Raw genomic sequence first — 14,560 nt, 5'->3', positions numbered from 1 at the left:
CACAGCGATGCGGCGCACCCTTCCTCCCCACGCGCGCATGGTGGCCGCACTGCTTCTTTCCCTGGCGCTGGGTTAGTGGGGCGCCGCGCTCGCCTGGCCGGAACAGGCCGGTCCCGCCAGCGGATGGCGGGACCGGCCTGCACGCTAGAACTGAATTACGTCCAGTTCGAACAGGTTGTTCTCCTTCATGATGCGGATCAGCTTGGTCGGATACTCGGGGTCGGTGGCGTAGCCGCCCTTGCGCAGCCCCCAGGCCCCCAGCACCGGGTCGCTCATCACTTCCCGGAAGACCTCGTACCACGGCCGGGTGAGCAGGAGATCCTTGTGGTCCTGCCAGCTCTCGCGCACGTTGTTGTAGGCGCGGAACTCATCGTCCACCGTGTAGCTCTGGCCGTTGTACACCTCCCACGTGGTGGAGATGATGGAGCCGGCGGGCCCCTGTCCCTTGATGCCGAAGAGGTTGTTGGAGCGCTTGCCGCTGTACTTGTCCACCGGCACGTACTGGCCCCAGCCGGTCTCCAGGATGGCCTGGGCCACCTGCAGCGCCGCCGACATGCCGGTCTCCCGGTAGGACTCCACGGCCATCGCCGCGGCGAAGTCCTTGAACTGCGACTTCTCCACGATGGGCACCGGCCCGTAGGTCGGTCCCAGGTAGGCCCGGACGTAGATGGGCTCCGTGGAGACCTTCAGCTGCCCCTGGTGGAACGCGTCGGCGTAGATCATCCACTCGCCGCCGCGCGGCGGGGTCCAGGAGACCCGCTGGGTAAGGCCCGTGGTGCCGATCAGGATGCGCTCCCCATTCTGCACCGCGTAGTACCGGACCTCGTCCGCAGCCACGTTGGGCATGGCGAACATCTCGACCTGGCCCGTGATGACCTGCCCCGGGCCGACGCCGTACATCCAGAGGCCGGGTTCGGTCTGGATCCGGAAGGTGATCGGCCCGACCGTGTGGACCGTGCCATCCGCCGCCGTCACCTCCACCCTCAGGGTGTGGGTGCCGTTGTCCTGCGGACCGAAGGTCCACCAGTAGTTGTTCTCCGCAGCCAGCAGGCGGCCGTCCAGGTAGAAACGCACCGACTGGATGGGGTAGTTGGCCGAGACGGAGAGCGTGCGGGCCCGGCCGGTGACGGTCTCGCCCTCCGTCACGGAGCTGAAGCCCGTGCGGTGCGGTGTGGCGACGGTGACCCGCACCGGGTCGGAGACGTACCAGCCGCCGTTGCGGTCGTAGGCGTAGATGTAGAGCTCCTTCGGGCCGTTGAACGAGACCGGCGGGTACCAGGTGTAGCTCTCGTTGGGACCCACCGTGGCCAGGTTGTGCCAGGAGCCGTCGGTCAGGTCGACGAGCTGGTAGATGACGTGGGTGGCCGCGAACCGCACCTCATGCTTGAAGGTGAAGGGCCCGTCGATGATGCCGCCGTGGTCGATGCCCACCGGCCGGACGGTGGTGTCGGGGGCCACCTTCACGCTCACGGGGGCGGAGTAGACCAGGGTGCCGTCAGGCCGCCTGACCGCGGCCATGAGCTGCTGCTCGCCGGCATGCGCCGGGTCGGGGGTGAAGGTGTAGGTCTTCCCGACGTCGGCGCCCGCGGCGACGATGCGCCCTTTCCGCGTGGCCGGGTCAACCAGGTAGAAGTACGCATAAGTGCCGTTCAGGCCCTGGACCCGCAGCGAGACGGGGCCGGTGATCACCTGCCCCTGCGTCACCCCTTCCAGCACGACCGGCGAGGCCGCAGGCGTGGAGCTCAGGTAGACGGTGCGGGTGGGGTTGTCCCACTCGATGGCGAGGCCCAGGGACTCCGCCAGCGCCCGCACGGGGATGAAGGTCCGGCCGGCGCCGACGATCCGGGCCGGCACGTCCAGCATCCGGGTCTCCGTGCAGGCCGGGTTGAGGCAGGCCACGCGGTCGTCAATCTTCAGCTTCAGGTAGCGGTCGCCCCGCTCCACGACCACGGTCCGCTCGTCGTTGTTCCAGATGGGCTCGGCGCCCAGCGCCTCGGCGATCCCCCGCACAGGAGCCAGGGTCCGTCCCGCTTCGATAAAGGGGGCGGGGTCGAGGTTCAGCACCGCGCCGTCGAGCACCACCCGCACGGGCGCGGCCGCGGCGGCGGAAGGGACGGGGAGCAGGGACGCGAAGAGAGCCAGGACGGCGGCCGATGCCAGCCACTTGCGCGTTCGCATCGTCGACATTCCTCCGTCTGTAAACAGGATACAGAGGTTCTGTCAACTTCGACGCACTTCAGGGGCATACAGTTTCACGCCAATATCCGGATTTTCGGTGTCCCGCGATCCGGGGAGGAGGTACGGCCCGTGTGTCGTATCGGTGTTGGGTAGGGCAAGACTAACGCGAGACCATCGCAGAAGAGGTGCAGAAATGCGGCGTTTCCTGTTTCCCGTGCTGGCCGTCCTGACGCTGACGCTCCTTCTGGCCGCCTGCGGCCGGGCGCAGGGGCCCGAGTGGGGCAACCTGAAGCTCACCCTGGAGAAGGTGCAGCAGACCGACAAGCACTGGACGGCCCGAATGGTGCTCACCAACCCCACGGACAAGGTGCAGGTCATCGAGTACGTGAGCGATGCCCGCTACACCCTGATCGTCACCAAGGACGGCGAGGAAGTGCTCGTGCAGCCGTTTGACATCCAGAAGGAAGACGCCACCAAGATCCTGAACCTGGCGCCGGGCGTCGCGAAGGAGTACGTGGTCGCCTGGACGTACCGGAACCAGGATGGCGACCGGGTCGAGCCCGGCACCTACGAGGTCTCCGTCCGGCTCAACGCGGTGACGGTGGTGCAGGAGCGGGGCAAGACCCAGCCGACCCTCATCGAGCCGCGCACGGTAGGCCCGGTGAAGGTGCAGGTCCAGTAGGGTGGCATAGCCATCCGTCCGCAACCTACGGAGGAAAGGCCGGGAGAGGTGTTGAACCTCTCCTCGTGCGCATTGTGGAGGATGGTGATTCATTCTTGCTTGCCGCCGAGCGAGTCCTGACCGCAAAACTGCTTCCACCCCGCCCGCGGAGGCACACGCTCGTGCGCCAGCGGCTGCAGGAGCGCCTGCGCGAGGTCTGGGAGGTGCCGCTGACGATCATTCAGGCGGGGCCCGGATACGGAAAGACCACCGCGCTGGCGTCGTTTCTGGCCGAGCAGCCGCATGCCAGCGCCTGGTACAGCATCGGCGAGGACGACGCTGATCCGCTGCCCTTCCTGCTCCACCTGGTCCATGCGCTGCGCATGGTCAACCCGCTCATCGGTGACAAGGCGCTGAGCATTCTGCAGGAGGGCGAGGGGCCCAGCCGGCCGTGGCACCTGGCCGTCGAGGCGCTGATCAACGACATGGTCTTCTCCGCCCAGCCTGAGACGCTGGTCGTGCTGGATGACTTCCACCTGGTGGACGGGGTGCCCCAGATCTGCTCGATGGTGGAGCACCTCGTGGATCACCTGCCCCCGCAGGTGCACCTCATCATCTCCAGCCGCCGCCGTCTGCCGCTGCCCGGACTGGCCCGGTGGCGGGCCAGGGCCGACCTGCTCGAGATCACGCAGGAGGATCTCCTCTTCACGTCCAGCGAAGTGGAGGCGCTGTTCCGCGACCATTACGGCTGGAAGCTGACCGAGGCCCAGGTGGAGGCCCTGACCCGGCGGACGGAGGGCTGGATCATCGCGCTGCAGCTGGTGTGGCAGGGCCTGAAGAAGGGCTCTCCGCTGGGCGAGGTCTGGAGCGACCAGGGCGGCTCGCAGGACGCGCTGTTCGGCTACCTGGCGAAGGAGGTGCTGGACCGGCAGAAGCCCTTCGTGCGCCGGTTTCTGCTGACCACGTCTGTGCTCGAACGGCTGACGCCCGAAGTGTGCAACGCGCTGATGGAGATCGACAACAGCGCCCAGGTGCTGGCCGAGCTGGAGGACAACGGTCTCTTCATTTCGCAGGTGCCGGAGCGGGGCTACCGCTATCACCAGCTCTTCCACCAGTTCCTGCAGGAGCAGGCGCGCAAGGACGAGGAGACCTGGCGGAACAACCACCTGAGGGCGGCCGCGCACTACCGGGAGGCCGGTGCGCCCGAGGACGCCGCCGTCCACTACATGGCGGCCGGAGACTTCACCGCGGCGGCGGACGCCCTGCAGGAGGCGGCGAGGGGGCTGTTGGAGTCGGGCCGCATCGAGGTCCTGCTGGGACTGCTGAACCGCCTTCCCGGGGACGTGGTCGCCGAGCGCCCCGCGCTGCTGCTCTACTGGGGCGACGGTCTGCGGCTCACCAGCCGCTTCGACGAGGCCGTGGCGTACTACGAGCGGGCGGCAGAGGCCTTCCGCCGGCAGGGCGACCGGGCGGGGCTCAGCCGGGCCCTGGCCGGGCAGGGCCAGGTCTACCTGGACACGATCCAGCCGGGGAAAGCCGACGGGCTGCTCCGCCAGGCCCTGGAGCTGGCCGATGCCGTCAGCGAACACGAACGGGCTGCGCTGATGGCGCTCATCGCCGAGAACGAGACCAACTGGGGCCGCCCGGAGCACGCCGCGCGATTCGCACAGATGGCGGCACAGCAGCGGCCCCTGCGGGAGGACTTCGAGATCCGGGTCCACCTGCGGACCGGACGTCTCCAGGCCGGGCTCGGGATCCTGGAGCGGGTGGCGCGGGCGGACGCCGACAGCCCGGCGCGCAGCCACCGGGAGGCGCCGCTCCTGCTTTCCCTGTTCACGGCCATCATGGGTGACCACGAGCGGGCCCAGGTCTCGGCCGAGGAAGGCATCGCGTTGGGGCAGGCGAAGGGCTCGCCCTTCGTCGAGGCGGTGGGCTACATCCGCATGGGGCATGCGCTCCAGCTCAACCCCATCGCCTCGGTGGACGAGGCGGCGAGGTCCTACCGCACGGCCATCGAGATGATGGACCGGATGAACGTGATCCGGGGCAAGTCCGAACCGCTGGCCGGTCTCGCCCTGCTGATGGGCCACCGGGCGGGCGACTGGGCCCAGGCCCGGCGGTACGGGCAGGAAGCCGCCGAGATCGCCCACACAGCCCGGGATCTCTGGTTCTACGGCTACTCCCTGCTCGCCCTGGGCAGTTCTGCGCTGGTCACCGATCACGGGGACGAGGCCGGTCGGTACCTGGCGGAGGCCGAGGAGACGCTGCGGCAGGCCGGAGACGCGTGCGGGCTGGCCACCGCGCGCATCTGGCGGGCCCTGCTCGCCCGCCGGCACGAGGACTGGGACGCGTTCGACCGCCATTTCGGCCTCGCCCTCTCGTCCGCAGAGGCCAACGGGTACGGCTTCCTCTTTCAGCGCGTGACGCTCTGGGGCGTGCGCGACCCGCAGGTGCTTGTCCCCCTCCTGGCGGAGGCGAGGCAGCGGGGCGTGCAGGCCGACTACGCGGGCTGGCTGCTGTCGGAGATGGGGATCGCCAATCCCGAGCTCCACCCGGGGTACACCCTGCGCATCCGCACCCTGGGCACCTTCGCCGTGTACCGGGGGCGACACGAGATCACCGCCAGGGAGTGGCAGCGGGAGAAGGCGAAGCAGCTTTTCCAGCTCCTGGTGACCCACCGCACGCAGGTGCTGCAGAAGGAGCAGATCATCGAGATGCTCTGGCCCGGGGCCGACCCGGCCACCGCGTACCGAGACTTCAAGGTGGCGATGAACGCCCTGTGGTCGGCGCTGGAGCCGAACCGGGCCGCCCGCTCCGGCTCGTTCTTCGTGCTGCGCCAGGGCTCGGCCTACGGCCTCAACCTCGCGTCGGGCTTCTGGCTGGATGCCGACGAGTTTGCCAAGCAGGTCAACCGCGGTCTGAGCCTGATGGCCCGGGGCCAGCACGAGGCCGGCGCCCGCGCCCTGCGCCGGGGCCTCGACCTGTATCAGGGCGACTACCTGGAGGCGCTGCGGTACGAGGACTGGTGCACCGAGGAGCGGGAGCGGCTGCAGGTGCTCTACCTGCGCGCGACCGAGGCGCTGGCGCACCATGCCGTGGAGAAGGGCGACTATGAGGCCGCCATCCACCTGTGCGACCGGATCATCGCCCGGGACCGGGGCTGGGAGGAGGCGTACCGGCTGCTGATGTTCAGCTACTATCGCCTGGGCAACCGCGCGATGGCCCTGCGGGTCTACGACCGGTGCGTGCAGAACCTCGCCGAGGAACTGGGCATCGAGCCCGCCCAGGCCACAAGGCAGCTCTACGAGCGGATACGGACGAACCAGCGGGACTGAGCGGGCGCCGCCCGTGTGACGCCAGGGGGACCGGGCGCCTGCGCGGGTCGTGGCCAACTGCAGCTGTGGGGCGTATGCTGTCGCAGACGACAGAACAGGGAGGACCCGCCTCATGGCTGCGGCCATGGACCGCTTCCGGCTCTGGAGCCGCGATCCGTACTTCGACGAGGCGACCCGCCGGGAACTGGCTTCCATCGCAGGCGACCCTGACGAGATCGCCGACCGGTTCGACCGCATGCTGGCATTCGGCACCGCCGGCCTGAGGGGGCGCCTTGGAGCGGGAACCAACCGTATGAATCGCTATATGGTCCGCCTGGCCACGCACGGCCTGGCGGACCTTCTGCGCGCCTCGGGCCCGGACGCGCCGGCCCGGGGGGTGGTCATTGCCTGGGACGCGCGGCGGGGCTCCGCCGAGTTGGCGCGGGAGGCTGCCCTGACCCTGGCCGCCAACGGCGTGGTGGCCTGGCTGTGGGACGAACTGCGCCCCACGCCGGTGCTCTCCTTCGCCGTGCGGGAGCTGGGGGCCAAGGCCGGCATCGTCATCACCGCGAGCCACAATCCGCCCGAGTACAACGGGTACAAGGTCTACTGGGAGGACGGCGCCCAGATCACGCCCGGGCGTGCAGACCGGATCCGGGCGGCGATGGAGGCGGTGCGGGACATCCGCGCCATCCGGCCGATGGCGGAACCCGAAGCTCGCGCCCGGGGGCTGGTCCGGCCGGTGCCGCCGGAGGTGGACGAGGCCTACGTGCGGCGGCTCGTGGACCTGGCCGTTTCGGCAGCGGCGGAGCGGCGGGCCGTGCGCATCCTGTTCACGCCGCTGCACGGCACGGGCCTCAGGCCGGTCCGAACCGCCCTGGAGCGGGCCGGCTTTCCGGTCGGGGTGGTGGCTGAGCAGGCTGCGCCGGACCCCGACTTCCCCACCGTGGCGCAGCCCAACCCGGAGGATCCGGCCGTCTTCGCCCTCGCACTGCGCCGGGCCGGGGCCTCCGGCCCCGACCTCATCCTGGCCACCGATCCGGACGGCGACCGGCTGGGCGTCATGGTCCGGGATGGGCGCGGCCGCTACCGCCACCTCACCGGCAACCAGATCGGCGCGATTCTGACGGACCACATCCTGCGGTCCCGGGCGGCGGCCGGAACGCTGCCGCGGCGGGGGGCGGTGGTGAAGAGCATCGCCACCACCAACCTGGTCGTGCCGCTCTGCCGGTCGTACGGGGTCGCCCTGCTGGAGACGCACGTCGGCTTCAAGTTCATCGCCGACAGGATCCGGGAGTTTGAGGAGACCGGCCGTCACGAGTTTCTCTTCGGCTTCGAGGAGAGCTGCGGCTACCTGGGCGCCACCTTTGTGCGGGACAAGGACGCGGTGATGGCCGCGCTCCTGGTGGCGGACGCGGCGGCGCGCCACAAGGCCGAGGGCCGCACCCTGCTGGACGCCCTGAAGGCGATCTGGCGCCGGTGCGGCTGCTTCCAGGAAGGTCTGCACAGCCTGACGCTGACGGGCCGGGACGGCCTGGCCCGGGTCGGGGCGCTGATGGCCGCCTTGCGGGCGGATCCGCCCCGCGCCTTCGGCGGCATCCCCGTGGTCTGGCGTGACGACTACGCCGCGGGCGTGCGGGTGGAGGCGGCCACCGGGCGCGCCTTCCCGCTGGAGCTGGAGCCTGCGGACGTGCTGCACTACCGCTTCGCCGACGGCGGGTTCGTCATGGTCCGCCCGTCGGGCACCGAGCCGAAGCTGAAGGTCTACGTCTCTGTGGTCGGGCCCGGCGAGCGCGAGGCCGCCCTCCTCCGGGACCGGGTGATGGCCGACGCCCTGGCGCAGATGGGGCTCGGCGCCGGAGGGGTGAACCGGCCGGCTGAAGAATAATGATAGAAAAATCGACCGGTCTGCGAGGCGGCCGGGGCGGGTGACGGCCCCTGACGGGAAGGTGCGCGCAGCCGGTCGGCAGGAGGGATGGGCATGAATCCCGGCTCCGAGGACCGCAACCTCGCCATGATCGCCCACGGGCTCGTGCTGCTCACCGGCGTCTGTTCGTTTCTGGGGGGCCTGCGCTACCTGGGGTGGCTGGCGGCGGTCGTGTCGGTGGTGCTCTACTTCATGTGGAAAACCAAGAGCCCGTTCGTAGTCCGCCACGCCAAGCAGGCTGCAGGGCTGCAAGTCTTCCTCTTTCTGTTTACCTTCGGGCTGTTCATCGTGGCGAGCGCCATGACCGTGGGGGCGGCGGCGGCCGGTTCGATTGGGGGCGCCTTCGCCATCCTGGGCCTGACGGGGCTCATCAGCTTTGCCGTGGGCGTGGCCGCGATCGTCTGCGCCGTCCTCGGGCTGATGAACGCGCAGAAAGGGGAGGAGTACACCTACCCCGTGGTTGGCGGTTTCGTTGACCGGATCAACGTGTAGCCGACCGCCGGCGGCGCCCGTGCGCAGGCGGCGCCGGTTCCGCAGACTGTTCCTGGTCATACCGTCAAGAAAGCCCGTCCGGCTTTTGCCGGGCGGGCCTTCTTGACGGTATGTTTTATGTTCCCGCTGGATACAATCCCGGTACATCCACCCTTTCGCGGGCTGCATCCTGACGCCGTACCCCACGACGCCGCCTGCGCCGGAGCCGTTCGACAGACGTGTCGACGGAACATCGCCCCTATTTCGGGCTCGCTCGACAGGATGCGCGGCCGATACGTCGAAAGAGGCTTAGATGATCAGGGCTTTAATGTGCAGGAGGGACTATCGTTGAAACTCGTCGATCTGCTGTCCGCCCTGGATTCGGCCCAGGTGCTGCAGGCTCCTGACATCACCGTCACCGGCATCGCCGCGGACTCCCGCACGGTGAAGCCCGGCGACCTGTTCGTCTGCATCCCCGGCGCGCAGGTGGATGCGCACCAGTTCATCCCCGATGCCCTCCGGCGCGGGGCGGTCGCCGTTGTGAGCCAGCGGCCCTGGCCGGCGCCGGTAGGGGTCGGCGCGGCCGTGGTGTCTGACCCGCGGCGGGCCCTGAGCGCCCTGGCGGACCGCTTCTACGGCTCTCCTTCCTGCAGCCTGAAGATGGTGGGCATCACCGGCACCAACGGCAAGACGACCACCGCGTTCCTGGTCGAGGCCATCGCGCGGGCGGCCGGCCGGACCATGGGCGTGATCGGCACGGCCGGCATGATGCTGGGCCCGGAGAAGCTGGAAGGCAAGTCCGGCTACACCACGCCCGAGCCGCAGACGATACACCGGCTGCTGGCCACGATGCTCCGGCGCGGCGCCTGGGGCGCGGTGATGGAGGTCTCCAGCCATGCGCTGGAGCAGCGGCGTACCGACCACTGCCGGTTCGACGTGGCCGTCTTCACCAACCTCACCCATGAACACCTCGACTACCACGGGGACATGGAGGGCTACTACGCGGCCAAGGCCCGGCTCTTCCGCACGCTTGAGCCGGGCGCGGCGGCGGTGGTCAACATCGACGACCCCTACGGCCGCCGGCTGATCGAGGAGATGCCCGCCGGCGTCCGCATCCTGACGTACGGTTTCAGCGAGGGGGCCGACATCCGGGCGGTGGATGCGCAGCTCACCGCGTCCGGCTCCCGCTATCGGCTCATCACCCCCTTCGGCCAGGCCGCCGTGGAGGCACCGAATCTCTTCGGTACATACAACATCGCCAACGCCATGGCTGCTGTCGGGGCCGGGCTGGCTCTCGGCTTCGGGCTGGAGACCGCCGCCCGCGCGCTGCGCATCGCCAAAGGCGCGCCCGGCCGCTTCGAGCGCATCGACGAGGGGCAGGACTTCACGGTCGTGGTGGACTACGCGCACACGCCCGATGGCTTCGAGAAGCTGCTCACGGACGTGACCCGGGTGAAGGAGCCGGGCGCCCGGGTGATCATGGTGTTCGGCTCGGCCGGCCAGCGCGATCCGTCCAAGCGTCCGGATATGGGCCGGATCGCCGGTGCGTACTGCGATGTGCTGGTGCTGACGGAAGAGGATCCCCGGACCGAAGACGCCCTGGAGATCGCCCGTCAGATCGCCTCCGGCGTGACCCGGGACGAGGTGGAGATCCTGCTCATCGAGGATCGGGTGGAGGCGATCCGCGAGGCCATCCGCATGGCCCGCACGGGCGACATCGTGCTGATCACCGGCAAGGGGCCCGAGACGGAGCTGGAGGTGCAGCACCCGACCACCTGGCGGGGCGACGTGGCGGAGGCCGTGGCCGCCCTGCAGAGCCGGGCCCGGGAGGAGGAGGCCCGGGGCGTGCGGGCCTAGCGTGGCCGGAGATCGTCGCGCAGGGGCGTTGTGCCTGGGTGCAGATCGTACTCAGGTACGATGCCCTCTTTCGCACTCGCGTACCTGTCCGCAGATGGCCCCGTGCGGTAGGATGGTGCCAGGGTTACCGGAAGGAGAGGATGCAGTTGCGGCAGTACGCCGGGGGACTTCTGCTGATCGGGCTTGGAGTGCTGTTTCTGCTGCAGACGCTGGGCGTGACCACGGGCCTGTCCTTCTGGTCGGTCGCGGGGGTGCTCATCGGCCTGGCGATCGCCGGCGACGGCCTGTCGCGCCGCCGCCCGGATCTCTTCACCGTGGCCCTGGGGCTCTGGATTGCGGCCATGGGCGCGTTTTCCATCCTGTCGCGGTCGGGGGTCACCACCGTGACCGGGGGCGACGTCGCCCGGCACGGCTGGCCGGTCCTCATCGTGGCGCTGGGGCTTTCCATGCTGGTCGGTCAGGGCGCGTCCGGACCGCCCGGGCCGAAGGGGCACAAGGGGGCGTACAAGAAGCGGGTCACGGCGCAGATGGTGGGCGACCTGCGGTACGGCCGTGAGCCCTGGAGCCTGGAGGACGACATCAAGCTGCAGACCTTCGTCGGCGACCTGAAGCTGGACCTCACCACCGCGGTCATCGCCCCGGGGCCGCACCGTATCGAGGTGAGCCAGGTGGTCGGCGACGCGGTGGTGAAGGTGCCCGACACAGTCTCGGTGCGGGCCCGGGCTGAGTCGACCATCGGCGAAGTAAGGGTGCTGGGCGAGAGCCGCTCCGGCGTGGGGTACGTCCACCTGGAGCGGGAGGAGATCGTTCCCGGCGCCCATGCGGAGATCATCATCGACGCGTCGGTGCGCGTCGGCTCGATTCGCATCGAGCAGGTGCCGGCGTCGGACTTTGAGGTTTTCTGACATGATCGAACGGCGATCGATCGGGATGCAGTGGCGGCTCTCTGCCATCAACCTCGCCTCCGGGCTCCTGAGCAGCGTGCTGGCCGCCACGGGTTTCTGGGCCGCGACGACCTACGGACTTCCGTTCGAGCTCACGCTGCTGGCCGGGGTCGGCGTGGGGCTCGTGGGCGGGCTGATCACCTCGGCGTGGGGGTTTTCCCTCGCGAGGGAAATCAAGCACCGGCTGTGGAACGCCGGCGACCTGGCGATGCGCATCAGCCGGGGGGAGCTGTCGGCCCGTCTTGCGGTGGTCGAGCCGGATGAGCTCGGCGAACTGGAGGCGCAGCTGAACCAGATGGCTGCGTACCTGGAGCAGGCGGTAGGCCAGCTCTCCCGCCTGGCGGAACAGAACCGCCTGCTGGCTGAGGAGGCTGGCCGCGGCGCCGCGCTGGAGGAGCGGGCCCGCATCGCACGGGACCTGCACGACACGGTGAACCAGCAGCTGTTTGTGCTGTCGCTGCGGGCCGCGGCGCTGCGGAAGCGCGTGGCGGCCGCCGCGGCAAGCGCCGGGACCGCGGTGGGCGGGGCTCAGGGTGCGGGCAGCCCGGGCGGTGCGGCAGGCGCCGGCGGCGTGGGCGCTGGGGGCAGCGCTGCAGGTGCGGTCGGCGTGGGCGCTGGAGGCAGCGCTGCAGGTGCCGTCGGCGTGGGCGCTGGGGGCAGCGCTGCAGGTGCCGTCGGCGTGGGCGCTGGAGGCAGCGCTGCAGGTGCGGTCGGCGTGGGCGCTGGGGGCAGCGCTGCAGGTGCGGTCGGCGTGGGCGCTGGGGGCAGCGCTGCAGGTGCGGTCGGCGTGGGCGCTGGAGGCAGCGCTGCAGGTGCGGTCGGCGTGGGCGCTGGGGGCAGCGCTGCAGGTGCGGTCGGCGTGGGCGCTGGAGGCAGCGCTGCAGGTGCCGCCGGCGTGGGCGCTGCAGGCAGCGCCGGGCCGGTAGGCCTGGATCCTCAACTGGTCAGCGAACTGGCGAATCTGGAGGAGATGGCCCGTACGGCCCACAGCCAGATTCGGGAGATGATCCTGCAGCTCAGGCCGACCACCCTGGAGCAGCAGGGATTGGGTCCGGCCCTGGCCGAATACGTGAACACCGCAGCGGAGCGGGAGAACTGGGTGATCGAGAACGAGATCGACCAATCCCTCAGGCTCCGGGGCGCGCGGGCCGAGGCGCTGTTCCGGGTGGCGCAGGAGGCGCTGAACAACGTGTCCAAGCACGCCCGGGCGCAGCGGGTCCGCGTCGTGCTACAGCGGAGCGAGGACGGCGAGGTGCGCCTGGTCGTGGCCGACGACGGCGTCGGGTTCGACCGGCGGGCCGGCATCCGGCCGACGGCGGTAGGCCTCACGGGAATGCGGGAGCGGATGCACGCCCTGGGCGGCCGCCTCCAGGTGCGGAGCGCACCGGGCGAAGGCACCGAGGTGCTGGCGGTCCTGCCGCCGGAGCAGCCTGAGGGCGGCGGACGCGAGAACGCTGCGGCGGACCAGAAGGCGCAGGACGGTCAGGAGGTGGCACCGGGTGATTCGGCTGCTGATCGTGGATGACCACAAGATGGTGCGCGAGGGGCTGAAGATCTACCTGTCGACGGAACCCGAGATCGTGGTGGTCGGCGAAGCGGAAAACGGCGAGGAGGCCGCCAAGATGACGGCCGAGCTGAAGCCGGATGTCATCCTGATGGACCTGATGATGCCGGGCGTCGACGGCATCGAAGGGACGAAGCGCTGTCTGGCGGCGCATCCCGGTGCGAAGGTCATCGTCCTGACCTCGATGCCCGATGACGAGCTCGTCGTCCCGGCGATCCGGGCCGGTGCGCTCTCCTACGTGCTGAAGGACATCGCCGCCGAGGAGCTGGCCGAGACCATCAAGAAGGCCGTCTCGGGGCAGCCCACGCTCCATCCGATCGCGGCCCAACGCATGATGCAGGAGCTGACCGCCCCGCCCAGGCCCCAGGCGGGGGTGGATGAGATCACCCCCCGGGAGATGGAGGTCCTGCGGCTCATCGCCCAGGGGCTGTCCAACAAGGAGATCGGGGAACGGCTGTTCATCGGCGAACGGACTGTGAAGACCCACGTATCCCACCTGTTAGAGAAGCTACACCTGCAAGACCGGACGCAGCTGGCGATTTATGCATTGCAGAACAAGCTCGTCTAGAGGACTCCCTCCCGGGCCTCCGTCCCGGGAGGGTTTCTCTTTGGCAGAGGCGGGGGAAGAAGCGGTCGCTGCCTGTACTTCTGGCTCAGGGACTCCAGGTGCTCGATGACCAGATCCATGCCGTCAAGATTGCGCCGGGGCAAGCAGTTCGGGATGAGTCTCAGCATGCCCTCCAGTGAAAGATCCTCGGCGTGGACGGTCACAAGTTGAATGCCCCGATTCGTGCAAATATCCCGCTTGATGAGGTCGCGGCCCATCTGCCGGCGCGCCTGCTCCTCACTGGGGTACAGCGCCGTCGGCCCGTAATGCTGCGGGCCGTTGAACTCAAACGCCACATCAGGTGGGTAGAGACGGTCGAACTGCATTTCTTCGCCTGTATACGGGTTGATCAGGAACCCTGGCGAAGCGTCGTCTTCGAAGTGGTCAAGTGGGATGAGCAGGGTGAGCCACTCGCGCATGAGGCCTTCACCGTAGTAAGGGGCCTTTGCGAGTCGGGCGTCGATGGCAGCGATCATGCGCAGTTGTGCAATGAGTTGGGGATTGCGAACGAGGACGATGAACGGCCCTGTACGCCGGAGCCGTTGGATTTCCACCCAGCCCGAGCCCGTCAGGGCGTGCAGTGCCCGCCGCACTGTCGCCGGATGCAGGCCTGTGAAACGCGCCAGTTGCTCAACGTCGGTCTTGGCATGCTGGTCGACAAAGGTTGGGCAGAACTGGATGGCGCCGTATATCACCTTGGCTTGGGCATGCACCCCCTTACTGCACAGGAGATCGACAGGAAGGAGCGCATACCCGCCCTTGCCGGGTACAACGCGGTCGAGAAGGTCGAGACGCTCCAACTGCTCTCGGCCCGACTCTATGCATCTGCGAGAGAGACCGGACAGTGCGAGGAGTTCTCGTTGGTTCTTCGGTGAGAGCTGCCGGGCTGCCCACTGCACCTTGGCCGTCGCGCTCAACGCGTGGTGGAGGAGCACTAGCCGGGGCACCTTGATCTGCCCAGGACGATACCGCACAATCATACGCATCACCAGAATACCAGTTCGATGCCAGGAATGGGAATTCCTTCCTCCATCGTG

10 protein-coding genes are annotated in these 14,560 nt (G+C 69.1%); 8 read left to right on the top strand and 2 right to left on the bottom strand.

The features are described 5' to 3' along the window. Positions 1–144: 144 nt before the first annotated feature. On the bottom strand, positions 145–2,178 hold the full coding sequence (locus ACZ5UM_RS01220) for a stalk domain-containing protein (protein ID WP_464846430.1): 2,034 nt from the start codon (positions 2,176–2,178) through the stop codon (positions 145–147). 193 nt (positions 2,179–2,371) lie between these two features. Between ACZ5UM_RS01220 and ACZ5UM_RS01215 the strand changes: the two genes are divergently transcribed. The 8 genes from ACZ5UM_RS01215 (at position 2,372) to ACZ5UM_RS01180 (ending at position 13,484) form a co-directional block, all read left to right on the top strand. Further along, positions 2,372–2,860 (top strand): BsuPI-related putative proteinase inhibitor, encoded by a 489-nt coding sequence (locus tag ACZ5UM_RS01215; protein ID WP_464846427.1) that lies wholly within the window; start codon positions 2,372–2,374, stop codon positions 2,858–2,860. Positions 2,861–3,021: 161 nt separating this feature from the next. Beyond that, positions 3,022–6,174: a BTAD domain-containing putative transcriptional regulator gene (locus ACZ5UM_RS01210; RefSeq protein ID WP_464846425.1), complete on the top strand. Its 3,153-nt coding sequence runs from the start codon at positions 3,022–3,024 to the stop codon at positions 6,172–6,174. A 112-nt stretch (positions 6,175–6,286) separates the two neighbouring features. Then, the gene (locus ACZ5UM_RS01205) at positions 6,287–8,041 is read left to right on the top strand and encodes a phospho-sugar mutase (RefSeq protein ID WP_464846423.1); all 1,755 of its coding nucleotides are present in this window, start codon (positions 6,287–6,289) and stop codon (positions 8,039–8,041) included. Positions 8,042–8,134: 93 nt separating this feature from the next. Continuing rightward, positions 8,135–8,572: a magnetosome magnetite crystal formation protein family gene (locus tag ACZ5UM_RS01200; RefSeq protein WP_464846421.1), complete on the top strand. Its 438-nt coding sequence runs from the start codon at positions 8,135–8,137 to the stop codon at positions 8,570–8,572. A gap of 327 nt (positions 8,573–8,899) precedes the next feature. Next, positions 8,900–10,408, top strand: a complete 1,509-nt coding sequence (locus tag ACZ5UM_RS01195; RefSeq protein WP_464846417.1) for a UDP-N-acetylmuramoyl-L-alanyl-D-glutamate--2,6-diaminopimelate ligase — start codon at positions 8,900–8,902, stop codon at positions 10,406–10,408. Between the two features lie 140 nt (positions 10,409–10,548). Continuing rightward, on the top strand, positions 10,549–11,313 hold the full coding sequence (locus ACZ5UM_RS01190; protein WP_464846415.1) for a LiaF domain-containing protein: 765 nt from the start codon (positions 10,549–10,551) through the stop codon (positions 11,311–11,313). A gap of 1 nt (position 11,314) precedes the next feature. Then, a complete protein-coding gene (locus ACZ5UM_RS01185; RefSeq protein ID WP_464846412.1) occupies positions 11,315–12,877 on the top strand; it encodes a histidine kinase in 1,563 nt (520 codons plus the stop codon). Next, positions 12,852–13,484, top strand: a complete 633-nt coding sequence (locus tag ACZ5UM_RS01180; RefSeq protein WP_464846410.1) for a response regulator — start codon at positions 12,852–12,854, stop codon at positions 13,482–13,484. The genes ACZ5UM_RS01185 and ACZ5UM_RS01180 overlap by 26 nt, the downstream gene beginning before the upstream one ends. On the opposite strand, the gene ACZ5UM_RS01175 is transcribed toward ACZ5UM_RS01180, so the two are convergent. Further along, positions 13,481–14,323 (bottom strand): helix-turn-helix domain-containing protein, encoded by an 843-nt coding sequence (locus ACZ5UM_RS01175; RefSeq protein ID WP_464846409.1) that lies wholly within the window; start codon positions 14,321–14,323, stop codon positions 13,481–13,483. The genes ACZ5UM_RS01180 and ACZ5UM_RS01175 overlap by 4 nt on opposite strands. Between the last annotated feature and the right edge of the window lie 237 nt (positions 14,324–14,560).

The sequence above is a fragment of the Symbiobacterium ostreiconchae genome, assembly GCF_055396975.1.
The sequence above is the reverse complement of the archived record's forward strand: the minus strand, read 5'-3'. Positions and strand labels throughout refer to the sequence as shown.